The sequence below is a fragment of the Mycobacterium heckeshornense genome (genome assembly GCF_016592155.1).
Taxonomy (GTDB): domain Bacteria; phylum Actinomycetota; class Actinomycetes; order Mycobacteriales; family Mycobacteriaceae; genus Mycobacterium; species Mycobacterium heckeshornense.
In genome coordinates this window covers 4,910,290-4,935,256 of record NZ_AP024237.1, presented here as the reverse complement: position 1 = coordinate 4,935,256, position 24,967 = coordinate 4,910,290, and the positions used below count along the sequence as shown (strand labels likewise).

Below are 24,967 nucleotides of genomic sequence, written 5' to 3'. Positions count from 1 at the left end.
TACCTTAGCGACTACTCACCGCCTGCCCGCGCCGGGCAACCAAAGCGTGCACACCCAGCCCCGCAAGGTAGAGCAACGAACCGGCCAGGACCAATGCTGGCGAACGCCCGTCGTCGGGAATCACCAACGCCGCCACGGTTACTGCGGAGATGAACGAGACCCAGAACAGCGAATCCTGCACCGTGAACACGTGGCCGCGCAGGACGTCCTCGACGTCGATCTGCATCGCGGTGTCGGCACACAGCTTGACGACTTGCCCGATGACGCCGAGCAGGAATCCGCACAACACCATGATCGCCAATTGCAAACTAGCACCAGCGATCTGGATGATCGCACCGGCTGCCAGGGCGCCATTAGCCACGGTGAAGCGATTCCAACGGCGCACCGCGGGCGGGGTGAGGGCGTTGGCCAGAAACGATCCGGCGCCGGTAGCGGCGAGGAACAGCACCGCAGTACCCAACCCGGCAACGGTCACCGCGCCGGCATGCCGGACCAGCACCAGCACCAGCAGGGTATTGACGCCGAAGACCATGCGATGTGTCGCCAGCCCGGACAGGGTGGCGGCCACCGTCGGCCGGTCCAATACCGTGCGCACGCCGTGCAGCCAGCCGGTGACTACCGCATAGACCACCGATCCGCGCACAGCGCGGTTGCTGTCGTCAGGGCCGAGCGCGTGGGAAGCAAACCGCAACGACAACGTCAGGGCGATCGAGATCGGGATCGCGACCAAGAAAATGATCGACGCCGAGCCGGAGTCGCCCGCACCGATCAGCCAGCGCGGCAGGAGCATGAAGTTTGCGCCGCCAAATGCGGCAACCGCACCGGTGGCGTTGGCTAGTGAGTTCATCGTGACCACCTTGTGGCGGGGCACCACATGCGGCAGCGCCGCCGAGAGCCCCGACGACACAAAGCGGCCGAAGCCATTGACGATCAGCGCGCCGCACAGCACCATCCAATCGTTGGCCCCGACGGCCAAGGCCGCGCCGACCGCGGCGACCGACCCCAGCCGGCCGATGTTCGCCCCCACCAGCACCAGCCGGCGGTCCCAACGGTCCATCAGCGCACCAGCAAACGGACCCAGCAGCGAATACGGCAAGAACAGCACCGCGAACGCGCCGGCGATCGCCAACGGGTTGGTGGCCCGCTCAGGGTTGAACAGCAGCGCCCCCGCCAACGCCGCCTGGAACAGACCGTCACCAAATTGACTGGCAACGCGCAGTTCTAGCAGCCGCCAAAAGTCAGGCAAACCACGCGCTGAGCGCCAGATCGCGACTGGAGCGCGGGGCTGAACCACAAAACCTACTTCCATGACGGCGGTCGGCCCGAAGCCACCCTCAACTACAGCACAAATATCGGCTGGGGCCACGCTTGATGGCCACCGCGACCGCGCGCGGGTGCGATGATGGTGTCGTGGCGCAGCACGAAGATCCCGAGGACTATGTCGCACCCGCCGCGCAGCGAGTGCGATCGGGCACCCTGCTGCTGGCGAACACCGACCTGCTGGAGCCGACGTTTCGGCGCAGTGTGATCTACATCGTCGAGCACAACGACGGCGGCACGCTGGGAGTGGTGCTCAACCGGCCCAGCGACACCGCGGTCTACAACGTGCTGCCGCAATGGGCCAAATTGGCGGCCAAACCGAAGACGATGTTCATCGGGGGACCGGTGAAGCGTGACGCCGCATTGTGTTTGGGGGCGCTGCGTGTCGGCGCCGACCCGCAGGGTGTGCCGGGTCTGCGGCATGTGACCGGGCGCATCGTGATGGTCGATCTCGACGCCGACCCCGACGTGATCGCGCCGTTAGTGGAAGGGGTGCGGATCTTCGCTGGATACTCGGGCTGGACGATCGGCCAGCTTGAAGGTGAGATCGAGCGAGACGACTGGATTGTCTTGTCGGCGTTGCCCTCTGACGTTCTAGCGGGACCGCGGGTAGACCTGTGGGGGCGGGCGCTGCGGCGCCAGCCGCTGCCGCTGTCACTGCTGGCAACTCACCCGATCGACATCAGCCGCAATTAGCGGGCCCGCCGGGGGGTTCCGGACCGCGAGATCGACCGCAGGCAAAGAGCCGCGGCGGTAGCCGCAGCGTACAGGCAAAGCGCACGGGTGATGAGCATGGCCCACACCATACGACGCCTACCGCGCCGGTCCTCCAGCCGTCGGGGTGGTCACCCGGAAACCGTTCACGATCGCGTCGGTGGCCGGTGCCTCGGCGACAGCCCGGGCCACGTCTGTGGTCACCGCCAGCGAGACCAGGTACTTGTCCGGCCCGGAGGTGGCGATGACGTGGCGCCGGGAGGTGTTGAGCGTCATGTCGTTCTGCCGGTAGGTGCCCTCGATGATCGACGACGGGAACCCGCCGAAGTCGGCGAGCGAGGCAGTGGTGGTCCGCCAGGCGGGCAGCTGCTGGCTGTCGACGAAGCCGTGGCTGATGGCCTCGCGGGGGTTGAAGTCACCGATCAGCTTGTACACCACCACCTGGGCGTTGGAGGTGTAGAGGCTAGCGCCGGAGCGATTGGCGATCACCACGAACGGGTCGGCGACGTTGGGGTCGGGAACCTGGGTCCAGCCCGCCGGCATTGGCAAGGTGATGTCGAGCGCGGTGAAACCCTGCGGCTTCTGCGGCTCAAGTTTGACGCCCTTGGACTGTAAGTACTCACGCAGTGTCCCGGCGGTGGCCGCGACCGGTGTCGGCTGCACCGGCAGCGTGGAGCCGGGCGCGGGCGCTGCGGCGACCGGCGGCATCGTCGACGGCCCGGGAGCCGGCGCCACCGGAAACGCGGCGGCTGAGGCGTTGTTGCCGACGCCGCCCGCGGCGCTCTGGGTGATCGGCGGCGGTGCCGGAGTTGGCCGCGGCGGAAGCCCAGGCTCCGCCGACGCGACGGCGCTGGCCAAGCCCACAGCGGCGGCGAAGCCGACGGCGACGCCGCCTGCCACTGCCCGCCAGCTGTGAGCGGTCTGGGTCATCTGGGCCGATCCTTTCGAACTCTCGGGCACACACAGTGGTCGTCAGGGGCCGACTGTAACCAGCGTGCAGCGCCGTCGAAAAGGTCTGGAACCGACCTGGAACCAAGCTCTGATCGGTCCGCGACGCAACCGAAACCAACCTGTGGCCTAAAGCCCACCCAGTGGCGCCCTTATACCCTGTTGACGTGACCGAATCCCCGCCCGCCACGGCTGGCCGCCGCACCGCGGACGCAGACGTGGACTCCGACGCTCCGCGGTACCGCTACACCGCGGAGTTGGCGGGGCGCATCGAACGGGCTTGGCAGGACAATTGGGAACGGATGGGCACGTTTCATGTACCCAATCCGGTCGGGTCGTTGGCGCCCAGCGACGGCTCGGCGGTGCCCGAGGACAAGCTGTTCGTCCAGGACATGTTCCCATACCCCTCGGGTGAGGGACTGCATGTCGGTCACCCGCTGGGCTACATCGCCACCGACGTCTACGCCCGCTATCACCGGATGATCGGACGTAACGTCTTGCACGCGTTGGGGTTCGACGCTTTCGGTCTGCCGGCCGAGCAATACGCGGTGCAGACCGGTACGCACCCGAGAATCCGAACCGAGGCCAACATCGCGAACTTCCGGCGCCAACTGGGGCGGCTGGGTTTCGGCCACGACAGCAGGCGCAGCTTCGCGACCACCGATGTCGAGTTCTACAAGTGGACGCAGTGGATATTCCTGCAGATCTACAACGCGTGGTTCGACACCACCGCCAACAAGGCCCGGCCGATCGCCGAACTTGTCGCTGAGTTCGATTCCGGTGTCCGAAGTCTCGACGACGGACGCGACTGGGCGACGCTGTCAGCCGGTGAGCGAGCAGATGTGATCGACAGCTACCGATTGGTCTACCGCTCGGAAGAGATGGTGAACTGGTGTCCCGGGCTGGGTACCGTGCTGGCCAACGAGGAGGTCACCGCTGACGGGAGAAGCGACCGGGGAAACTTCCCAGTGTTCCGAAAACGGTTGCGGCAGTGGATGATGCGAATTACCGCCTATGCCGATCGGCTGCTCGACGACCTCGAACTGCTGGACTGGCCGGAGAAGGTCAAGACCATGCAGCGCAATTGGATCGGACGCTCCACGGGTGCGGCGGCACTGTTCGAAGCGCGCACATCCGCCGGCGAAACCGTCGACATCGAAGTATTCACCACCCGCCCCGACACCATGTTTGGCGCAACCTACCTGGTGCTGGCCCCCGAGCATGAGCTGGTCGACCGCCTGGCCGCACCCCGCTGGCCCGAAGGCGTGGACCCGCAGTGGACGTTCGGCGGTGCCACCCCCCTCGACGCCGTCACCGCATACCGGCGATCCATCGCCGCGAAGTCCGACCTGGAACGCCAGGAAAACAAGGCGAAGACCGGTGTTTTCCTCGGCACCCACGCAATTAACCCGGCCAACGGCAGGCCGATACCTATCTTTATCGCCGACTACGTCCTGCTCGGGTACGGCACCGGCGCGATCATGGCGGTTCCCGGCCACGACCAGCGTGACTGGGAATTCGCCCACGAATTCGGCCTGCCCATCGTGGAAGTGATTGCCGGTGGCGATATTTCACAAGCCGCACACACAGGCGACGGGATACTGGTCAATTCCGACTACCTCAACGGCCTGGATGTGGCCACCGCCAAGCAGACGATGACCCGTCGTTTGGAGGCCGACGGTCGCGGCCGGGCCCGTGTCGAATACAAGCTGCGGGACTGGCTTTTCGCCAGGCAGCGCTATTGGGGTGAACCGTTTCCGATTGTCTACGACAGCGACGGGCGCCCACGCGCGCTCGACGAGGCAGCACTGCCGGTGGAGCTGCCTGACATGCCTGACTATTCGCCGGTCTCCTTCGACCCCGACGACGCCGGCAGCGAGCCCTCGCCACCGCTGGCCAAGGCGACCGATTGGGTGCACGTCGAACTGGATCTCGGTGACGGGCTAAAACGGTATACCCGCGACACCAACGTGATGCCGCAGTGGGCGGGCAGCTCCTGGTACGAGCTGCGCTACACCGATCCGTACAACTCGGAACGGTTCTGCGCCAAAGAGAACGAGGTCTACTGGATGGGCCCGCGACCGGCCGAGCACGGGCCGGACGATCCTGGCGGCGTCGACCTGTACGTCGGCGGTGTCGAGCACGCGGTGCTGCACCTGCTCTACGCCCGGTTCTGGCACAAGGTGCTCTACGATCTCGGGCACGTCAGCTCGCGCGAACCGTACCGGCGCCTGGTCAACCAGGGCTACATCCAGGCCTTCGCCTACACCGATGCCCGCGGATCATATGTGCCGGCCGCCGACGTGATCGAACGCGACGGCAAATTTGTCTATCCGGGACCGGACGGCGACGTCGAGGTCTTCCAGGAATTCGGCAAAATCGGCAAGAGCCTGAAGAATTCGGTGTCGCCCGACGAGATTTGCGACAGCTACGGCGCCGACACGCTGCGGGTGTACGAGATGGCGATGGGTCCGTTGGAGGCGTCGCGTCCGTGGGCCACCAAAGACGTCGTCGGCGCGTACCGCTTTCTGCAGCGGGTGTGGCGGCTGGTGATCGACGAGCACACCGGGGCAACCCGGGTCACCGACGCTCACCCGGAGCTTGACCACGACACGCTTCGGCTGCTCCATCGCACCATCGCCGGAGTGTCGGAAGACTATGCCGCACTGCGTAATAACACCGCGGTGGCCAAGCTGATCGAATACACCAACCACCTGACCAAGCAGCACCGAGATTCGGTGCCCCGGGCGGCCGTGGAGCCGTTGATTTTGATGCTTGCTCCGCTGGCCCCGCACATGGCCGAGGAACTGTGGTCACGGCTGGGCCACACGGGATCGCTGGCGCACGGGCCGTTCCCGGTGGCCGACCCCAACTACCTGATCGACGACACCGTCGAGTATCCGGTGCAGGTCAACGGCAAGGTGCGCGGCCACGTCGTGGTTGCCGCCGACGCCGACACCGAGACGGTGCAAGCGGCGGCTCTGGCCGACGAGAAGGTCCAAGCGTTCTTGGCCGGTGCCACGCCCAGCAAGGTGATTGTGGTTCCGGGCCGGCTGGTCAACCTGGTCGTTTAAGGCGGCTCACGCTCAGCCGCTAGCGCTGCCGGATCACAACCTCATGGACATGGCCGTCCGGTGGGGTGTGCACGACGTTGGCGACCACCCGGGCAACGGTCTCGGGCCGCAGAAACTTGGCCGGGGTGTATTCGCCGCCTTCGAAGGCGACCAGTTCGCGCTGCATGTCGGTGTCGACCCGACCCGGATACACCGTGGTCACCCGCAGCTCGGTTTCGTCGTCGCGCAGCGCGTCGGCGAACGCGCGCAGCGCAAACTTGCTGGCGGAGTATGACGCCATTCCCGGCGACACTTTGCGTCCCGACCCGGAGTTGACGAACACCACCTGGCCGTGCGCGCGCCGCAGCGCCGGCAGCAGCGCCAGGGTCAGCGCCACCGCCCCAAAGAGGTTCACCTCGAACGTGGCCCGCCAGTCGTCGATGCTGGAGTCGCCGACATGGCTTGGTATCGATACTCCGGCGTTGTGCACCAAGACATCAAGTTCACTCAGCGAAAGCGAAGCGGCGGCGTTCTCGACCGCGTCGGAGTCGGTGAGGTCCACCGGCCATGCGGTGGCCTGCAGCCGCGCCGCAACGGCGTCCAGTCGCTCCGAGGGCCGCCCGGCCAGCAACAGGGTATGTGTCTGGGCCAGTGCTTCGGCAATCGCCGAACCGATACCCCTGCTGGCACCGGTGATAAGTGCAGTCGGCATGTCAGCCAGCTTAAGCCGGCCCCGCGCCGCGGCCACACCACAGCCCGTCGCACTGACTGAAAGATTAAAGACCGCAGATGATTACAGCGCAGCTAGATGAGGACAACGGCTGATGTTGTTGGCAGATACGCGGTTTCACGCCTGCTCGCGCGCAGCTGACGCGCCCGCAGCAGCCACCGGCTCGATGGTGGCCAGCCGCTCCAGCGGGGCCAACGCCTTGGTGAGGGTGTCCAGGTCGGACTCGCTAAGCTGGCTGAGCATCGCCGCCAGAGCAGCGTGTCGATTGGCCAGCGACTCACGGTGAACGGCCAACCCGCGAGGTGTGATGTCGACCAGCACAGCGCGCAGGTCGGACGGGTCGCGGGAGCGTTTGACCAAGCCGAGCTTTTCCAGCCGGCGGATCGCGACCGTGGTGGTGGGTGTGCGCACCCGCTCATGCGCGGCGAGGTCGGTCATGCGGATCGGGCCACGATCAAGCAGCGTGACCAGAATTGACAATTGTGCAAGCGTCAAATCGCCGGTGGCGGACATGTTCGGGTCCCCGCGACGCAAAATGGCGAAGAGTTTCGACAGCGCGCGGTGCAGACCCTCGGCCAGCTCGGCCAGTTCCGGGCCGCTGGCTTGCCGTTCCGCCATAATTCGCCAGTCTAACCTGACAGGCTTTACGCTGGCCGGAAAATCGTTTTTATCGTCAAAGTACTTGAGATAGGAAACGCTGCAACCGATCGGTTTCGGCGGCCTCGAAAACCTTCGCGGGCGGCCCGGATTCCACGACCTTGCCGCGATCCATGAATACGACGGTGTCCGAAGCCGACCGGGCGAAGCCCATTTCATGGGTAACGACAACCATCGTCATACCCTCGGCGCCCAGATCGGCGATCAACGCCAACACTCCCTTGACCATTTCGGGGTCCAGCGCCGAGGTCGCCTCATCGAAGAACATCACCTGCGGTGCCATGGCCAGCGCACGCGCGATCGCCACCCGCTGCTGCTGGCCGCCCGACAACGTGCCCGGCCGCGCATCCGCCTTGTGCTTCAGGCCAACCCGATCCAGCTGTGCCAGCGCCAGCTCACGGGCCACGTCGGTCGGCAGCCGCCGCAGCTTGCGCGGGCCCAGCACGACGTTGTCGAGCACACTGCGATGCGGGAACAGGTTGAACTGCTGGAACACCATGCCGATGCGCTGCCGTAACCGGTCGGGGTTGTCACCCAACACCGACCGGCCGTCGAGCAGGATGTCGCCGCGGTCCGGCTCATACAACCGGTTGAGCGTGCGCAGCAACGTGGACTTGCCCGAACCCGACGGACCAATCACCGCCACCGTGCTGCCCGCCGGTACGTCGATATCCACCCCCCGCAGCACCGCGTTCGGGCCGAATGACAGATGAATATCCTTGCCCGCCAACGAAACCGGCTCACGACGCGCGATCTGTGCCGTCACGTCATCTCCTGGGCGGAGATGGAGCTGGGGTCCAGCGGGTCCTGCGGCTCGGCAACCACCCGGCCGCGGCGCAGCCGAGCGTCGATGAAGTTCACCAGATGCGTTAGCGGGATGGTCAGCGCCAGGTAGAAAATGCCGGCGGCCACCAGCGGCGAAAGGCTGCCGGTCTGGGCGTTGAGGTCGCGGCCGACCTGGAACAGTTCGCGCTGCCCGGCGACCAAGCCCAGGAAATATACCAGCGCGGAAGCCTTCAGCAACGCGATGAACTGGTTGACCAGCGCGGGCAGCACCCGCCGGATGCCCTGCGGCACCACCACCAGCCGCATCGCCGCCGGATAGCTGAACCCCAGCGCCCGCGACGCCTCGAGCTGGCCGGGGTCGACGCTTTGGATGCCGGAACGGAAAATCTCGCCCACGTAGGCCGCCGCCGTCAGCCCGAGCGCGGCGATCCCCAGCGGATAGGGATTGCTGTTGGTCAGCCCGCCCACCAGCGGCCCCACGCCCAGCCCGATCAGCAGGATGATCACCACCTCGGGCAGGCCGCGGAAAATGTCGGTGTACACCCGCGCCGGCCAGCGCAGCCAGCGCACGTGCGAGATCCCGGCGATCGCCAGCAGCATGCCGACCACCAGCCCGATCAGGCTGGCGCTGAAAGTCAGGAGCAGCGTGTTCGGCAGCCCCGTCGCCAACAGCGCCGGGATGGCCTGCTTGTAGAGGCTCCAGTCGAAGAACGAGTCGCGAAGCTGGGCCAGTGTGGATTTCGCCGCGACCGGCTCGTCGACGGTCCGGTGATGGCGTGCGGCGATCACGGCGAAGGGCGGCAAGTGTGGTTGCGGCGCCGCCTTGGAGCCGGGTTTCCAGCCCGGCGGCAGTGGCCTGGGCACCCAGTCGGCGTAGAGCCGCGACCAGGTGCCGTCGGCGATGACGGCGTCCAATCCAGAGTTCAGGGCGGCGAGCAGCGGGCGGTTGTCCTTGGCCACCGCGTAGGCCACGTAGTTGCCGAGGCTGAAGGTATGGGCGACGGTCACCGCCGGGTCGCCCGGGCGCACCGCGTCGAGCGCCTCCAGGGCCGGTGCCACCCAGGCGTCGATCTGACGCGTTTTGAGGCTGGCGTACACGGTGTTGAAGTCGGGGAACTTCACCGGCTGCAGGTGCAAAGTTTCCACGACGTAGGCATCCTCGACCGTGCCCTGAACGACCCCGATGCGTTGCCGACCGGTGAGGTCGTCGAATCCGGCGATCGGTGAGCCGGACGGAACGACCAGCGAAAAGTAGCCGAAGTCATAGCCATTGGTGAAGGCGACGGTGCGCCGCCGGGCGTCGGTGGCGGTGATCGACGCCGAACCGACATCGAACCGGTGGGACGCCACCTGGGCGAGCAGTCCGGAGAAGTCAGTGCCGGCGAAGGTCACCTTCAAACCCAGCTTTGCCGCGATGGCCCGCAGCAGCTCGTTGTCGAAGCCGCTGTAGCGGCCCTGGGCGTTGATGCAGCTTGTCGGCGGGGCCTGCGACAGTGTGCCGACCGTCAGGGTTCCGGGGGTGATCAGCCCCAGCGCGCCGATGTTTACCGCTGACAGCGGCTCGACGGTGGGGGTCGTGTACTTGTCCTCGTGCGGACGGCGGGCGCTGGCCAGCTTGCGCGGCAACGCGATCGCGTTGTCGGCGCCGGTTGGGGCGCACTGGTTGGTGTCGGCTGCGACGGGCGGGGCTATTCCGGGGCCGGCCACCATCATCAGCGCGGCGGTCAGCACCAGCACCCGCCCCGCACGCCGTCCAAGGTTGACGCTCATGACCGCAACGTATCGGCTGGTGGGCCGTTCAGCCACGACCGGTGGGTGCGGTCACAGCGCGACGGCGTGCGCAGACCCGGAACCCACCCAACCGGGAGGGGCGAACACCCCGCGGCGAACCAGTTCGGCGAGCATGACTTTGCCCATCACGTCGGCGCGGCCGATGCATGCGGCGCGCGCAGCGGCCGGGTCGCGTCGATGGATGGCCGAGGTCTCCTCTTCGTAGAAGGGCAAGAGTTCGTCGCGGCCGTTCTGATAGGTCGCCCAGAACATTCGCGGGATCAGGGTTTGGGTGGCGCGGATCGCGGCATGTAACCGCGGCCCGGCGTACTCGTCATTGACGGTGCGCCGGTACTGCGCCGCGGCGTCGAGGAAAGCGCGCGATTCCCCGGCAGTGCGCAGCACGCGCAGCAGGGTGTCGAGCTGCCCGAGGATCCGCGGCGTCGGGTTGGCCGCCGCGCGCGCGGAGGCCATGCCGTTGAGCATCCCGTAGAGCTCGTGATGTTCGGCGACGGTGTCCTCGTCGAAACGCTCGATAAACGCGCCGCGGTGATAGCGGGTGGACAGGATGCCGTCGTGTTCGAGCTGCACCAGCGCCTCCTGGATGGGGACGCGGCTGATCCCGAGTTGCTTGGCGATCTCGTTGCGGTCGACGCGGTCGCCGGTGCGCAGCTTGCCGGTCAGCACCAGGTTCAGGATGTGGGAGACGACCAGGTCCTTCTCTTTGACCCCGTACTTCTTGGGCATCGGTGGCTCCTGGCTTGCTCTGCAGATACGCGCTGTAAAGCTTCTCACGCGCCACACCGATGCGGTCCTTTTTGCCCGACCGGGCCCTACCGGCTGTCGCGCCACCGGCACAACGCCTCGGCGGCGCTCAAGTCGTAGTCGGGACCGGAGGAGCCGACCGTCAGCAATGTCACACCCAACCGGGTGAGATCCTCGGCCTCGGCGATCAGCGCGTCGTCGCCGCGCGCCCCGGTTTCGCCGCCGACCGCGGCGGAGTGTTCGATGGTCTCGGGGTTGCGCCCGACCGCCGCGCAGTGATCGGCCAGCACCGCCGCCTTGGCCGGGTAGGTGTCGCGGGTGGCGAAGCTGTGCCACATGTCGGCGTACTGGGCGACGAGCCGCAACGTCTTTTTCTCGCCCTGCCCGCCGATGAGGATCGGAATGTGGTGCGTAGGCGCCGGATTCAAACGGGCCAGACGCGATTTGATGCGCGGCAATGCGGCGGCCAGGTCGTCGAGCCGGCTGGCGGCCGTGCCGAATTCGTAGCCGTATTCGTCGTAGTCCTTCTTTTTCCAGCCAGATCCAATGCCGAGAATCAGCCGGCCGCCGCTGATGTGGTCGACGGTGCGGGCCATGTCGGCGAGCAGGTCCGGATTCCGGTAGGAGTTGCAGGTCACCAGCGCGCCGATCTGGATGCGTGACGTCTGCTCAGCCCAGGCGCCCAGCATCGTCCAGCATTCGAAGTGAGCGCCATCGGGGTCACCGTAGAGCGGGAAGAAGTGGTCCCAGTTGAACACCGCGTCGACACCGATGTCTTCACAACGGCGGACCGCGTCGCGGATGATGCGGTATTGGGAGGCGTGCTGCGGCTGCAACTGCACACCGATGCGTACGGGCTGCGTCATGGCCACCACGTTAGCGGTCGAGCACTGTCCGCAGGATGCCGACCAGGGTCCGGGGCTGATCGCTTTGCACCGAATGCCCGGAGTCGTTGACCACGTGGACACCACGGAAACACTTTGCGCGCCGGCGTAATTCGACGATGTCGTCGTCTCCGACGAAACCTGACATGCCGCCGCGGACCAGCGTGACGGGCGCGGCGAGGGATTGCACGTCGTCCCACAGGCCGGCGAAATCGGGTGCGGTGCGCATCGCGTCGTAGCGCCACGTCCAGCGTCCGTCGTCGAGCCGGCGCGAATTGTGAAACACGCCCCGCCGCAACGATTTCACGTCGCGGTGCGGTGCGGCGGCGACTGCCTGCTGCAGCATGGCCGCAAAGTCGGGGAATACCCGCTCGCCGTGCATCAACGCCACCGTGCCGCGCTGTTCGTCGGTGAGCTCGGCGTGTCGCTGCAACGACGACGGGGTGACGTCGACCAGCACCAGTTCGCGCACCAACTCGGGTGCCGCGGCGCCCACCGCTATCGCGGTCAACCCACCCAACGACATGCCCACCACCAGCTCGGCGCCCGAAGCCAGCTCCCGCAGTACCGGTATCAGCGCCTCGGCGTTGCGCCGCGGCGAGTAGTCGCCGTCGTCACGCCAGGCCGAATGGCCGTGGCCGGGAAGGTCCACCGCCAGCGCCGGCTCGCCCAAACCGACGATGACGGTGTCCCAGGTATGCGCGTTTTGCCCCCCGCCGTGCAGGAACACCACCCGCGGCGGACGGTCGCCCCAGCGCAGCGCACTGATCGCGCCGGCGTCGACGCGCTCCACGCTGGGCAACGCCCCGGTTACCCCGGCCTGCTCGGCGTTCTCGGGCAGCAGCGCGAACTCGGATAGCCCAGCTAATTCGTCGTCGGAGATGTCAGTCACCGGGTCAAGGCTAGCGATAGACTTCCGCGAAAATGCAACTGGCGACGGGTTTCCCAAGGTAGGGCCGGCGATAGTGGCACTCTCGCGAGCGTTAAGCCTTGATGAACTCTTCGAGCCGGGCGCGCGCGATGTCGTCGGGCAGCTGCTGTGGCGGGCTTTTCATCAGATAGGCCGACGCCGCGACGACCGGGCCGCCGATGCCGCGGTCTTTGGCGATCTTGGCCGCCCGGATGGCGTCGATGATGACGCCGGCCGAGTTCGGCGAGTCCCACACCTCGAGCTTGTACTCCAGGTTCAGCGGTACGTCGCCGAAGGCGCGGCCTTCCAGCCGCACATAGGCCCACTTTCGGTCGTCGAGCCAGCCGACGTGGTCGGACGGGCCGATGTGCACGTCCTTGGTTTTGAACTCGCGTTGCAGGTTGCTCGTGACCGCCCGGGTTTTGGAGATCTTCTTCGACTCCAGCCGCTCGCGCTCGAGCATGTTGAGGAAGTCCATGTTGCCGCCGACGTTGAGCTGCATGGTGCGGTCCAGCTGCACACCGCGGTCCTCGAACAGCTTGGCCAGCACCCGATGCGTGATCGTGGCGCCGACCTGGCTTTTGATGTCGTCGCCGATGATCGGCACCCCGGCGTCGGCGAACTTGGCCGCCCACACCGGATCGGACGCGATGAACACCGGCAGCGCGTTGACGAACGCCGCGCCGGCGTCGATCGCGCACTGAGCGTAGAACTTGTCGGCCTGCTCCGAGCCCACCGGCAGGTAGGACACCAGCACATCGACCTCGGCGTCGCGCAGCACCTTGGCCACATCGACCGCGTCGGCGTCGGAAAGCTCGATGGTGTCGGCGTAGTACTTGCCGATGCCGTCGAGCGTCGGTCCGCGCTGCACGACCACGTCGGTGGGCGGGACGTCGGCGATCTTGATGGTATTGTTCTCCGACGCGAAGATCGCCTCCGACAGGTCGAACCCGACCTTCTTGGCGTCGACGTCGAACGCGGCGACGAACTTGACGTCGCGGACGTGGTAGGGCCCGAACCGCACGTGCATCAAGCCGGGCACCGAGGAGTTCTCGTCAGCGTCCTGGTAATACTGAACGCCCTGGACCAGCGAGGACGCGCAGTTACCGACGCCGACAATGGCGACTCGGATCTCTGGCTGCGCCCCCGGCGCCTGCGGCGGCTTGTGCTCACTCATAAGGCGTTCTCCTTACCTGTACCTGTGCGGGTTGACGTGGTGCTCAGCTGGGTCTACGCCTGCTCGGCGTGACCTTGGGCGACCCGCTCCGCGGCGATCAACTCGTTGAGCCACTTGACTTCGCGCTCGCTGGACTCCAGCCCGAGTTGATGCAGCTGGCGGGTATAGCGGTCGAACGAGCTGCTGGCCCGCGCCACTGCTTGACGCAGACCTTCCCGGCGCTCTTCGACTTGGCGGCGGCGCCCTTCCAAAATCCGCATCCGCGCCTCGGCCGGAGTGCGGTTGAAAAACGCCAGGTGTACCCCGAAGCCGTCGTCGGTGTAGTTGTGCGGACCGGTGTCGGCCACCAGTTCGGCGAAACGCCGCCGACCGGCGTCGGTGAGTTGGTACACCCGCCGGGCCCGCCGCACCGGCGTCCCGGCCGGGGCTGCGTTCTCGGCGATCAGGCCGTCGGCCTGCATGCGCCGCAACGCCGGATACAGCGAGCCGTACGAAAACGCGCGGAAGGCACCGAGTAGACCCGTCAGCCGCTTGCGCAACTCGTAGCCATGCATGGGTGACTCGAGCAGGAGACCGAGGATGGCCAGCTCCAGCACCGAGTCACCTCCTTTGCTCCGTCGTGGCGACGCTGTCATATCGACACACAGCCTCGAGTAATAATATCGTCCCGATATATTTGCCACCACACCAGCTTTTGTTGGTGCGGTGTTCACCGGCTCGCCAGGTACCGGCGGGGCTCACGACGGATAGTTCACCTCTCCTCACGCCGCGGCAACCGTGTCCGCTTCCGCGCTGGAGCGCACCACCCTGGCGGTGCGCCCGGCCCGGCGCGGAGCGGAGAGCCGCACAACTTCTCGGCCAGCATCTCGGCAAGGGCCGCACGGACGTACTCTGGTCACCATGCGACTCCAGCGACAGGTGGTGGACTACGCATTGCGCCGCCGCTCACTGCTGGCCGAGGTGTACTCGGGACGCACCGGCATCTCGGAGGTGTGTGACGCCGATCCCTACCTGCTGCGCGCTGCGAAATACCATGGCAGACCCAGCCCGGTGATGTGCCCGATCTGCCGGAAAGAGCAGCTGACGCTGGTGTCGTGGGTGTTCGGCGAGCATCTGGGACCGGTGTCGGGTTCGGCCCGCACCAGCGAAGAGCTGGTCTTGCTGGCGTCCCGCTTCGACGAGTTTTCGGTACACGTAGTGGAGGTGTGTCGGACCTGCAGCTGGAATCACCTGGTCAAGTCGTATGTCCTGGGTGCGGCACGCCCGGCCCGTCCTCCTCGGGGGTCGCGCGGCACCCGGGCAGCGCGCAACGGTGCCCGCACGGCCAGTGAATAGCGAAGGGCGCCACGACCGCTCATCCACCGACGTCCCGCTCGGACCGGCGCCGGGCGGTGCGGCCAGGCACAGCCGGGATCGCCGGTCACGCGGTCCTTCCCGCCCGGCGCGCAGTGGGCCGACGCATCGGCCGATACCGCCTGACGACCGGTTGACGACCGTCTTGCCACCCGTCACCGATGACACCTCGCCCGGCCTGCGCGACCCGATCGAGGAGGTCAAGGCGGCGCTGGATGGCACTCGGCCCAGAACCCCGCAGCGGGCTCCAATCGAAACGGTTGCGGCCGCGCTGGACAGTGCCCCGCCGCCGCGCGGGCACCGCCCGCTGACCGGCGGCCCGCCGCCCGGCGGCCTGCCACCCGGCGGCCCCCCGGCAAGGAGGCCGCCGCATCGGCTTGGCCAGTTGGGCCGGCGACTGCAGCAGCTGAATTGGGATCGGCTGCACCATCTCAACTGGGTGTGGGTGCGACGCGGCCTCTACGTCGGCGCGGCCGTGCTGCTGGTATTGCCGATCATCACCTTCGCCATGGCCTATTTCATCGTCGACGTTCCCAAACCGGGAGACATTCGCACCAACCAGGTTTCGACGATCTTGGCCAGCGACGGCTCTGAGCTCGCCAAAATTATTCCGCCCGAAGGCAATCGGGTCGACGTCGATCTCAAACAGGTACCTGTGCATGTGCGCCGGGCGGTGCTGGCCGCCGAAGACCGCAACTTCTACTCCAATCCGGGCTTTTCGCTGACGGGTTTCGCGCGGGCGGTGAAGAACAATATCTTCGGCGGCGACCTGCAGGGCGGTTCGACGATCACGCAACAATATGTGAAGAACGCACTGGTCGGGTCTCAGCGCGTCGGATTCGGCGGGTTGATCCGTAAGGCCAAAGAGCTCGTCGTCGCCACCAAGATGTCGGGGGAGTGGTCCAAAGACGATGTGCTGCAGGCCTACCTGAACATCATCTACTTCGGCCGAGGCGCCTACGGCATCGCAGCCGCGTCCAAGGCTTACTTCGACAAACCCGTCGAGCAGCTCACCGTCGCGGAGGGCGCGCTGCTGGCCGCACTGATCCAGCGACCGTCCACGCTTGATCCTGCGGTCAATCTCAAGGGCGCGACGATCCGCTGGAATTGGGTGCTCGACGGGATGGTGGAGACCGGGGCGCTGTCACCGAGTGACCGCACGCAACAGGTGTTTCCGCAAACCGTGCCGCCGGAGCTGGCCCGCGCGCAGAACCAAACCACCGGACCCAATGGCCTGATCGAACGGCAGGTGACCAAGGAGCTGCTGGACCTGTTCAACATCGACGAAAAAACGCTGTACACCCAGGGACTGCAGATCACCACCACCATCGACCCGCAAGCCCAGCACGCGGCGGAGAAAGCGGTGTCGACCTACCTCGACGGCCAGGACCCCGAGATGCGGGCCGCGGTGGTGTCGATCGATCCGCACAACGGAGCGGTGCGGGCATACTACGGTGGCGCGGATGCCAACGGTTTCGACTTCGCCCAAGCGGGGCTGCAGACGGGCTCCTCGTTCAAGGTATTCGCGTTGGTGGCTGCCCTGGAGCAGGGTATCGGCCTGGGTTACCAGGTGGACAGCTCACCGCTGACGGTCGACGGCATCAAGATCAGCAACGTCGAGGGTGAAAGCTGCGGAACATGCTCTATCGCCGAGGCGCTGAAACGGTCACTCAACACCTCCTACTACCGGCTGATGCTCAAGCTCAAACACGGCCCGCAAGACGTCGCCGACGCCGCGCACCGAGCCGGCGTCGCCACCAGCTTTCCCGGTGTGCCGCATACCTTGTCTGAAGACGGTAAAGGCGGCCCGCCCAACAACGGAATTGTGTTGGGCCAGTATCAGACTCGGGTCATCGATATGGCCTCGGCCTATGCCACCCTGGCGGCGTCGGGTGTCTACCACGCGCCGCATTTCGTGCAAAAGGTCGTCAACTCCGATGGCCAGGTGCTCTTCGACGCCGCTACCCAGGGTAACAACGGCGAGCAGCGCATCGACAAGGCCGTCGCCGACAACGTCACGTCCGCGATGCAGCCGATAGCCGGCTATTCGCGCGGGCACAATCTGGCCGGGGGGCGCTTGTCGGCGGCCAAGACCGGGACCACACAGCTGGGTGACACCGACGCGAACAAGGACGCCTGGATGGTCGGCTACACCCCGTCGCTGTCGACCGCAGTCTGGGTCGGCACCGTCCGGGGCGACAAGCCGCTGGTCAACAAGTGGGGTTCGCCGGTATGGGGGTCGAGTTTACCGTCGGATATCTGGAAGGCGACCATGGACGGCGCGCTGAAAGGCACCCCCAACGAGTCGTTTCCCAAACCGGCCACGATCGGTGGCTACGCGGGGGTGCCCGCGGCCCCGCCGCCGCGGGTGGAGGCGCCGCCGTCGGAGACCGTGATTCAGCCGACGATCGAAGTGGCACCGGGCATCACGATTCCGATCGGCCCGCCCACCACCGTTCCCGTGGCGCCGGCCCCCGGCCCTGTCGCGCCGGCGCCAGGTGGGTTCGCGCCGGGGCCGGGTCCCTTCGCACCGCCGGGAGCGCCCCTAGCGCCCGCACCGCCACCGTGACCGACACCGACACCCGTCGCGCGACCATCTCGCCGCGGCCGTTGGCCGCTGACTTGCGAAGCGCCGACGAGCGCGACTGCCCCAGCCGCACAGACGCTTTGGGCTCGGCGCTGTCGACGGTGATCGGCGGGCCGGTGGGCCGGCACGCCCTCATCGGCCGTGCACCGTTTCTGACCCCGGTGCGGGTGATGTTTGTGATCGCGCTGGTGTTCTTGGCGCTGGGCTGGTCGACGAAGGCCGCGTGTCTGCAAAGCACCGGCACCGGGCCGGGTGACCAGCAAGTGGCCAACTGGTCCAACCAGCGCGCGTACTACCAGTTGTGCTACTCCGACACGGTGCCACTCTACGGCGCGGAGTTGTTGAGCCAGGGCAAGTTTCCCTACAAGTCCAGTTGGATCGAAACCGACTCGGCCGGCAAACCACAGACCCGCTACGACGGCCGGCCCGCGGTGCGCTACATGGAGTATCCGGTGTTGACCGGGGTCTATCAGTACGCGTCGATGGCGCTGGCCAAGACCTACACCGCGCTGAGCAAGCTGCATGTGCTGCCGGTGGTGGCCGAGGTGGTGGTGTTTTTCGATGTTGCCGCATTTGGGTTGGCGCTGGCCTGGCTGGCGACCGTGTGGGCCAGCGCGGGCCTTGCCGGTCGGCGGGTGTGGGACGCGGCGCTGGTGGCCGCCTCGCCGCTGTTGATCTTTCAGGCCTTCACCAATTTCGACGCGTTGCCAACAGCTTTCGCCATCAGCGGACTGCTGGCGTGGGCCCGTCGGCGGCCGGTGCTGGCCGGTGTGCTGATCGGCCTGGGCGTCGCAGCCAAGCTGTATCCGGTGTTGTTTCTGGTGCCGCTGGCCATCCTCGGTATTCGGGTGGGGCGGCTCGCGGAGGTAATCCGTGCGGCGGCGGCGGCGCTGGTCACGTGGCTGGCAGTGAATCTCCCGGTGATGGTGCTGTTTCCGCGGGGTTGGTCAGAGTTCTTCCGGCTCAACACCCGACGCGGCGACGACATGGATTCGGTTTACAACGTCATCAAGTCATTCACCGGCTGGCGTGGCTTCGACCCCGAACTCGGATTTTGGCAGCCGCCGGTGGTGTTGAACACCGTCGTCGCCGTGTTGTTCCTATTGTGTTGCAGCGCTATCGCATACGTCGCACTGACGGCTCCGCAGCGGCCCCGGGTGGCGCAGCTGGCATTTTTGGTGGTCGCGGCTTTCCTGTTGACCAACAAGGTGTGGAGTCCGCAGTTCTCGCTGTGGCTGGTGCCGCTGGCGGTGCTGGCGGTGCCGCATCGCCGGATCCTGTTGGCGTGGATGACAATCGACGCGGTGGTGTGGGTGCCGCGGATGTATTTCCTGTACAGCGCGCCTAATCGGGGCCTGCCCGAGCAGTGGTTCACCGCCGCGGTGCTGCTGCGCGACGCCGCCGTGGTGCTGCTATGTGTGCTGGTGGTGCGCCAGATCTATCGCCCGACCGAGGATCTGGTGCGCTGGGGCGGACGCCTGGATGATCCGGCGGGCGGCATCTTTGACCGGGGCGCCGACGCGCCGCCCAGCTGGCTGCCCGGCTGGCTGCGGCCGCCGAAGCTGCGCCGAACCGCCGCACCCTGACAGCGCCGAACGTGCATTCTGGGCGGACAATTGGCTGGATTGTCAACGCCTGCGCACGGTCGACATCCGCACCGGACACTTCCGGACGCCCACGATTACCCACGCCACGGCAGCATCCGGTAGCCTGGTCGGGTTGCCGGCGCAGGCGACCCTCCTGCCACGGATTGGTCCGTGGCCGCACACGACCATAGGAGGTGATGAGGTTCTCATGCGTCCGTACGAAATCATGGTCATCCTCGACCCGACCCTCGACGAGCGCACCATAGCCCCGTCGCTGGAGGCGTTTCTCAATGTGGTCCGCAAGGACGGCGGCACCGTGGAGAAGGTCGATATCTGGGGTCGGCGGCGGCTGGCTTACGAAATCGCGAAGCATTCCGAGGGCATCTATGCGGTGATCGACGTCAAGGCCGCTCCGGCGACGGTGACCGAACTGGACCGCCAGCTCAAACTCAATGAGTCGGTAATGCGGACCAAAGTGATACGCACCGACAAGCACTAGCGTGGTGATGAACGGCGATAGACGTCGGAGCTGTTGCGTAGGCTCTGCGGTGAGCCGCCTGCGCGCTGTGCGCAGAGCCGAGCACCCGGCGAAACCAGGAGGACGTTGTGGCTGGTGACACCACCATCACCGTCGTCGGCAACTTGACCGCTGACCCCGAACTGCGGTTCACCCCGTCGGGTGCCGCCGTGGCGAACTTCACCGTCGCGTCGACACCGCGGATCTACGACCGCCAAACCGGGGAATGGAAGGACGGGGAGGCGCTGTTCCTGCGGTGCAACATCTGGCGTGAGGCCGCCGAGAACGTGGCCGAGAGCTTGACCCGCGGGTCGCGTGTGATCGTGACCGGACGGCTCAAGCAGCGTTCGTTCGAAACCCGGGAGGGCGAGAAGCGCACGGTGGTCGAGGTCGAAGTCGACGAGATCGGCCCGTCACTGCGCTACGCCACCGCCAAGGTCAACAAGGCCAGCCGCAGCGGCGGCGGCGGCGGTGGACCTCGCCCGGCGGCGGCCCAAGGCAGCGGCACAAGCGCCGACGACCCGTGGGGCAGCGCCCCGGCGTCCGGCTCGTTCGGTGGTGGCGACGACGAACCGCCTTTCTAACCACAAGCAGCACAGCACGAAAGAGACGCACCCATGGCCAAATCCAGCAAGCGGCGCCCGGCACCGGAAAAGCCGGTCAAGACACGCAAGTGCGTGTTCTGCGCCAAAAAAGATCTGGTGATCGACTACAAAGACACAGCGCTGCTGCGCACTTATATCAGTGAGCGCGGCAAGATCCGGGCCCGCCGGGTCACCGGCAACTGCGTACAGCACCAGCGCGACATCGCGCTCGCGGTGAAGAACGCCCGCGAGATGGCGTTACTGCCCTTCACCTCTTCGGCGCGGTAGTCGCGCAATCTGGACCGAAAGTACGACACCATGAAGCTGATCCTGACCGCCGACGTCGACCATCTCGGCTCGGTCGGCGACACCGTCGAGGTCAAAGACGGTTACGGCCGCAACTTCCTGCTTCCGCGGGGGTTGGCGATCGTCGCGTCACGCGGCGCGCAAAAGCACGCCGACGACATCCGCCGGGCCCGGGAGTCCAAACGGGTGCGCGACCTGGAGCACGCGAACGAAATCAAGGATGCGCTCGAGGCGCTGGGGCCGATCCCACTGCCGGTGCGGGCGGCACCCGACACCGGCAAGCTGTTCGGGTCGGTGACCGCCGCCGATGTCGTCGCCGCCATCAAGAAGGCGGGCGGGCCGAACCTGGACAAGCGGATCGTGCGGCTGCCCAAAGAGCACATCAAGTCGCTGGGCGCGCACACGGCGAGGGCGCACCTGCATCCCGAGATCGACGTCGAACTGACGCTCGACGTCGTCGCGCAGGGTTAATCCCCCAACCGGCCACCCCGGTAGCGGCCATAATGGCTGCCGCCGGGGCGTTGCTGGCTGCGCTGGCGAACTGTCGGGCCAGTAAATACGGCTGTGAACGTAACCGTCTGTTAACGCCGGAAATAACTGACTGCAATGCAACACGCCCGACATGGCAACCTGCCGCGACACGCCGAAGAGATTCTCATCCACACAAATTGTGCGCTGCTGTGGTCCGCTTATCTGCGGAAATACTGTTACGCCGCGCATTCGTCCACAGGTTGTCCACAGCCGCCTCAACACCGGCGCCGACGGATATGCACACACGATGCACAGCTTCATAAACAGCGGCCCTTGGAGGAGGTGCCAGCAACGTTTAGCGTCGACGCGTCGCGAACTGCGGGCGGTCTTCTCGAGGGTGCGCGACGGGAGCCACGAACTGTCGGTGCTTTGACCTACAGTCGATACGCCGATCGAATGAGCGTTCGAAAGTTGGGCTGGAGGAGGTGAGGAAGCCCATGGCGGTTGTCGACGATCTCGGCTACCCCGGCATGGACGCGGCTTCACCCAGCGAGGACTTCGGCCGTCAGCCGCCGCAGGATCTCGCCGCCGAACAGTCGGTGCTTGGCGGGATGCTGCTGTCCAAGGATGCAATCGCCGACGTGCTGGAACGGTTGCGGCCCGGTGATTTCTATCGCCCCGCCCATCAGAACATCTACGACGCCATCCTGGATTTGTATGCGCGTGGCGAGCCGGCCGATGCGGTGACGGTCGCCGCCGAATTAGACCGCCGTGGCCTGCTGCGCCGGATCGGCGGGGCGCCGTATCTTCACACGCTGATCTCGACGGTGCCCACGGCGGCCAACGCCGGCTATTACGCGGGAATCGTCGCTGAAAAGGCGCTGCTGCGCCGTCTGGTCGAGGCCGGCACCCGGGTGGTGCAGTACGGCTACGCCGGCGCCGAAGGCTCGGACGTGGCCGAGGTGGTCGACCGGGCGCAGGCGGAGATTTACGACGTCACCGATCGGCGGCTCACCGAGGATTTCGTCGCCCTGGAGGACTTGCTGCAGCCGACCATGGACGAGATCGACGCGATCGCGTCGGCCGGCGGCCTGGCACGCGGCGTGCCGACCGGTTTCACCGAACTCGACGAAGTGACCAATGGTCTGCATCCGGGACAGATGATCATCGTCGCGGCCCGGCCCGGGGTGGGCAAGGCGCTCGCGCTGGATACGCCGTTGCCGACGCCGTCCGGCTGGACGACGATGGGCGACGTCGCGATCGGTGACGAGCTGCTCGGCGCCGACGGGCAGCCGACCCGGGTGGTCGCGGCGACCGACGTCATGCTGGGCCGGCCGTGCTACGAGGTCGAGTTCTCGGATGGCACAGTGATTGTCGCCGACGCCGACCACCAGTGGCCGACGGGCTACGGGATTCGCACGACGGCCGAATTGCGCTGCGGATTGGACAGCATCGCCGCCGCCGGGTCGATCGCGCGGTACGCCGAGCGCCGCGCCACCACCAACTTGATGTCGCCGGTGCTGCAGCTCGACGCGGTGCGCCGGGTCCGCAGTGTTCCGGTGCGCTGCATCGAGGTCGACAACTCCACACACTTGTATCTGGCCGGGCGCGGCATGGTGCCCACCCACAACTCCACGCTGGGGCTGGATTTCCTGCGGTCCTGCTCGATCAAGCACCGGATGGCCAGCGTCATTTTCTCGCTTGAGATGAGCAAGTCCGAGATCGTGATGCGGCTGCTGTCAGCGGAGGCGAAAATCAAGCTGTCGGATATGCGTTCAGGTCGGATGAGCGACGACGACTGGACGCGGCTGGCGCGGCGGATGAGCGAAATCAGCGAAGCGCCACTGTATATCGACGACTCACCGAACCTGACCATGATGGAGATCCGGGCGAAGTCGAGGCGGCTTCGGCAAAAAGCCGATCTGAAGCTGATCGTGGTCGACTACCTGCAGCTGATGACCTCGGGCAAAAAGTTTGAGTCGCGGCAGGTCGAAGTCTCCGAATTCTCGCGTAACCTCAAGCTTTTAGCGAAGGAGCTTGACGTACCAGTTGTTGCGATCAGCCAGCTGAACCGTGGTCCTGAGCAGCGCACCGACAAGAAACCAATGCTCGCCGACCTACGTGAGTCGGGTTGTCTCACTGCGAACACCCGTATCCTGCGCGCAGACACCGGCGCCGAGGTGACGTTCGGGGAGCTGATGCGCACCGGTGAGCGCCCGCTGGTGTGGTCGCTGGACGAGCAGTTGCGAATGGTTGCCCGGCCCATGACCAACGTCTTCCCCAGTGGCCGCAAGGAGGTGTTCCGGCTGCGCTTGGCCTCTGGACGGGAAGTGGAGGCGACCGGTAACCACCCGTTCATGACGATCAATGGTTGGACTCCATTGGAACACCTGAAGGTTGGTGACCGGCTTGCCGTGCCACGCAGGGTTCCGGAGCCGGTTGATACCCAGCGGATGGCCGACTCTGAAGTCATCTTGCTGGCGCACATGATCGGCGATGGATCGTCTGTGAAGAATCAGCCCATTCGGTATGCGAACGTCGACGAAGCAAATCCAGCTGAGGTGGAGATTTCCGTCGCGGACTGCGGTGTAACCGCCGTGCGCGGCGACTACCCGGCGGCCCAGGTGACGACACTACGGCTGCCGGCGCCGTACCACTTGACGCACCGTAAGCGAAATCCAATCGCTGCATGGCTGGATGAGCTGGGGCTTTTTGGGCTTAGGAGTCACGAAAAATTCGTGCCGCGAAAGGTTTTCGCGTTGCCCAATGATCAGGTCGCTTTGTTCCTCCGCCATCTGTGGGCAACCGACGGCTCCGTACGCTGGGAGCACATAGCTGGTCAGGCGAAGATCTATTACGCTTCGACTAGTCGCCGACTGGTGGATGACGTCGCTCAACTACTCCTTCGTCTCGGCGTACTTGCCAAGGTCACCCGCGTGACGAAATCAGGTCATCGCGATTGCTGGCACTTGTGCATCGACAGGGCCGAGAACCAGGCCAAGTTTTTGCGCCATGTCGGGGTGTATGGCGCGCGTGCTAAGTCGGTGCAGGCAGTTCTCACCGAACTCGAGGCACGGACCGGTCGTCCGGGCGTCGACACCATACCAAGGGAGGTACGGCAGAAGATCGACGAGGCCCTGTCCGCTAAAAAGCGTACGCCCCACCAACTATCGGTGGCGATGAAGTCCAAATTTGCGGTGGCGACACGGAGGTTTGCCCCAGGCCGCTCACGGTTGGACAATGTCGCCGCGATGCCCAAAGACACAGAACGTCACGTACTCGCCACAAGCGACGTGTTCTGGGATCGTATTGTCGAGATCACGAGCCTCGGTGAAATGGACGTGTACGACGGGACAGTAAGTGGCACACACAATTTCATCGGCAACGGTATCAATCTCCATAACTCATTAGAGCAGGACTCGGACATGGTCATCCTGCTACACCGCCCGGATGCCTTCGAACGCGACGACCCCCGCGGCGGCGAGGCGGACTTGATTCTCGCGAAGCATCGCAACGGCCCAACCAAGACCGTGACTGTCGCCCATCAACTGCATCTGTCGCGGTTCGCCAATATGGCGCGGTAGCGGCGGGCCACCGCGAGGGCCATGGCCAATCTCAGAATTCTCCGAAAGGCGCTGGAAATCCTCAACAACGCCGCTGCCGTGCGAGCGGTCGCAACAAGCGATCGGCTTTGTCCATGTGGCAACGACGATCTATTGTCGGCGAGAAGGCCACGGCCAAACGATGCATGTCCATGAACGTGCTAAGCAACTTGGCTGGCCGTCTAGCGAAATGATCAAGGTCCTGAATCTGCGATGGGCAAAGTCGAGGCCCCTGTGGTCAGATCTA

The 24,967-nt window shown here is 65.9% G+C and carries 21 protein-coding genes; 10 read left to right on the top strand and 11 right to left on the bottom strand.

Annotation, left to right across the window (positions count from 1 at the left end; genetic code table 11):
* Positions 1 to 4: 4 nt before the first annotated feature.
* A complete protein-coding gene (locus tag MHEC_RS23715; protein ID WP_048891368.1) occupies positions 5 to 1,309 on the bottom strand; it encodes an MFS transporter in 1,305 nt (434 codons plus the stop codon).
* 62 nt (positions 1,310 to 1,371) lie between these two features.
* Here MHEC_RS23715 and MHEC_RS23710 point away from each other — a divergent pair, with 62 nt between their 5' ends.
* Positions 1,372 to 2,016, top strand: coding sequence for a YqgE/AlgH family protein (locus MHEC_RS23710; RefSeq protein WP_048891367.1), 645 nt, complete (start codon positions 1,372 to 1,374; stop codon positions 2,014 to 2,016).
* A 117-nt stretch (positions 2,017 to 2,133) separates the two neighbouring features.
* Here the strand turns inward: MHEC_RS23710 and MHEC_RS23705 are convergent, their stop codons facing one another.
* The gene (locus MHEC_RS23705; RefSeq protein WP_048891366.1) at positions 2,134 to 2,964 is read right to left on the bottom strand and encodes an LpqN/LpqT family lipoprotein; all 831 of its coding nucleotides are present in this window, start codon (positions 2,962 to 2,964) and stop codon (positions 2,134 to 2,136) included.
* Positions 2,965 to 3,149: 185 nt separating this feature from the next.
* On the opposite strand from MHEC_RS23705, the gene leuS reads away from it, so the two are divergent.
* Positions 3,150 to 6,056 (top strand): leucine--tRNA ligase, encoded by a 2,907-nt coding sequence (gene leuS / locus MHEC_RS23700; RefSeq protein ID WP_048891365.1) that lies wholly within the window; start codon positions 3,150 to 3,152, stop codon positions 6,054 to 6,056.
* Positions 6,057 to 6,075: 19 nt separating this feature from the next.
* On the opposite strand, the gene MHEC_RS23695 is transcribed toward leuS, so the two are convergent.
* The 9 genes from MHEC_RS23695 to MHEC_RS23655 all read right to left on the bottom strand — a co-directional run bounded on the left by MHEC_RS23695 (position 6,076) and on the right by MHEC_RS23655 (position 14,310).
* On the bottom strand, positions 6,076 to 6,747 hold the full coding sequence (locus MHEC_RS23695) for an SDR family oxidoreductase (RefSeq protein WP_048891414.1): 672 nt from the start codon (positions 6,745 to 6,747) through the stop codon (positions 6,076 to 6,078).
* 135 nt (positions 6,748 to 6,882) lie between these two features.
* Positions 6,883 to 7,383, bottom strand: a complete 501-nt coding sequence (locus MHEC_RS23690; protein WP_048891364.1) for a MarR family winged helix-turn-helix transcriptional regulator — start codon at positions 7,381 to 7,383, stop codon at positions 6,883 to 6,885.
* Positions 7,384 to 7,438: 55 nt separating this feature from the next.
* A complete protein-coding gene (locus tag MHEC_RS23685; protein ID WP_172442176.1) occupies positions 7,439 to 8,188 on the bottom strand; it encodes an amino acid ABC transporter ATP-binding protein in 750 nt (249 codons plus the stop codon).
* Positions 8,185 to 9,978: an ABC transporter substrate-binding protein/permease gene (locus MHEC_RS23680; RefSeq protein WP_048891412.1), complete on the bottom strand. Its 1,794-nt coding sequence runs from the start codon at positions 9,976 to 9,978 to the stop codon at positions 8,185 to 8,187. Before MHEC_RS23680 ends, MHEC_RS23685 begins: the two co-directional genes overlap by 4 nt.
* Before the next feature lie 51 nt (positions 9,979 to 10,029).
* On the bottom strand, positions 10,030 to 10,725 hold the full coding sequence (locus MHEC_RS23675; protein ID WP_048891363.1) for a GntR family transcriptional regulator: 696 nt from the start codon (positions 10,723 to 10,725) through the stop codon (positions 10,030 to 10,032).
* An 86-nt stretch (positions 10,726 to 10,811) separates the two neighbouring features.
* Positions 10,812 to 11,609, bottom strand: a complete 798-nt coding sequence (locus tag MHEC_RS23670) for an LLM class F420-dependent oxidoreductase (protein ID WP_048891411.1) — start codon at positions 11,607 to 11,609, stop codon at positions 10,812 to 10,814.
* Between the two features lie 10 nt (positions 11,610 to 11,619).
* Positions 11,620 to 12,519 carry an alpha/beta fold hydrolase gene (locus MHEC_RS23665; RefSeq protein ID WP_048891362.1) on the bottom strand — a complete coding sequence of 300 codons (900 nt, stop codon included), beginning with the start codon at positions 12,517 to 12,519 and terminating at the stop codon, positions 11,620 to 11,622.
* Between the two features lie 91 nt (positions 12,520 to 12,610).
* Positions 12,611 to 13,714 carry an inositol-3-phosphate synthase gene (locus MHEC_RS23660; protein WP_048891361.1) on the bottom strand — a complete coding sequence of 368 codons (1,104 nt, stop codon included), beginning with the start codon at positions 13,712 to 13,714 and terminating at the stop codon, positions 12,611 to 12,613.
* Between the two features lie 53 nt (positions 13,715 to 13,767).
* Positions 13,768 to 14,310 carry a PadR family transcriptional regulator gene (locus MHEC_RS23655; RefSeq protein ID WP_003919781.1) on the bottom strand — a complete coding sequence of 181 codons (543 nt, stop codon included), beginning with the start codon at positions 14,308 to 14,310 and terminating at the stop codon, positions 13,768 to 13,770.
* Positions 14,311 to 14,614: 304 nt separating this feature from the next.
* Here MHEC_RS23655 and MHEC_RS23650 point away from each other — a divergent pair, with 304 nt between their 5' ends.
* From MHEC_RS23650 to MHEC_RS23615, 8 genes are all read left to right on the top strand, one after another.
* On the top strand, positions 14,615 to 15,049 hold the full coding sequence (locus MHEC_RS23650) for a DUF5318 family protein (RefSeq protein WP_048891360.1): 435 nt from the start codon (positions 14,615 to 14,617) through the stop codon (positions 15,047 to 15,049).
* Positions 15,042 to 17,636, top strand: a complete 2,595-nt coding sequence (locus MHEC_RS23645; RefSeq protein ID WP_048891359.1) for a transglycosylase domain-containing protein — start codon at positions 15,042 to 15,044, stop codon at positions 17,634 to 17,636. The genes MHEC_RS23650 and MHEC_RS23645 overlap by 8 nt, the downstream gene beginning before the upstream one ends.
* Positions 17,633 to 19,240, top strand: a complete 1,608-nt coding sequence (locus MHEC_RS23640; protein ID WP_048891358.1) for a glycosyltransferase family 87 protein — start codon at positions 17,633 to 17,635, stop codon at positions 19,238 to 19,240. Before MHEC_RS23645 ends, MHEC_RS23640 begins: the two co-directional genes overlap by 4 nt.
* Positions 19,241 to 19,448: 208 nt before the next feature.
* Positions 19,449 to 19,739 (top strand): 30S ribosomal protein S6, encoded by a 291-nt coding sequence (gene rpsF / locus MHEC_RS23635; RefSeq protein ID WP_048891357.1) that lies wholly within the window; start codon positions 19,449 to 19,451, stop codon positions 19,737 to 19,739.
* A 107-nt stretch (positions 19,740 to 19,846) separates the two neighbouring features.
* On the top strand, positions 19,847 to 20,341 hold the full coding sequence (locus tag MHEC_RS23630; protein ID WP_048891356.1) for a single-stranded DNA-binding protein: 495 nt from the start codon (positions 19,847 to 19,849) through the stop codon (positions 20,339 to 20,341).
* Between the two features lie 33 nt (positions 20,342 to 20,374).
* Positions 20,375 to 20,629, top strand: a complete 255-nt coding sequence (gene rpsR / locus MHEC_RS23625) for a 30S ribosomal protein S18 (protein ID WP_003919774.1) — start codon at positions 20,375 to 20,377, stop codon at positions 20,627 to 20,629.
* Positions 20,630 to 20,659: 30 nt separating this feature from the next.
* Positions 20,660 to 21,118 carry a 50S ribosomal protein L9 gene (rplI, locus tag MHEC_RS23620; RefSeq protein ID WP_048891355.1) on the top strand — a complete coding sequence of 153 codons (459 nt, stop codon included), beginning with the start codon at positions 20,660 to 20,662 and terminating at the stop codon, positions 21,116 to 21,118.
* Positions 21,119 to 21,615: 497 nt separating this feature from the next.
* Complete coding sequence (locus MHEC_RS23615; protein WP_048891354.1) at positions 21,616 to 24,702, top strand: replicative DNA helicase; 3,087 nt, start codon at positions 21,616 to 21,618, stop codon at positions 24,700 to 24,702.
* The last annotated feature ends 265 nt before the right edge of the window (positions 24,703 to 24,967 follow it).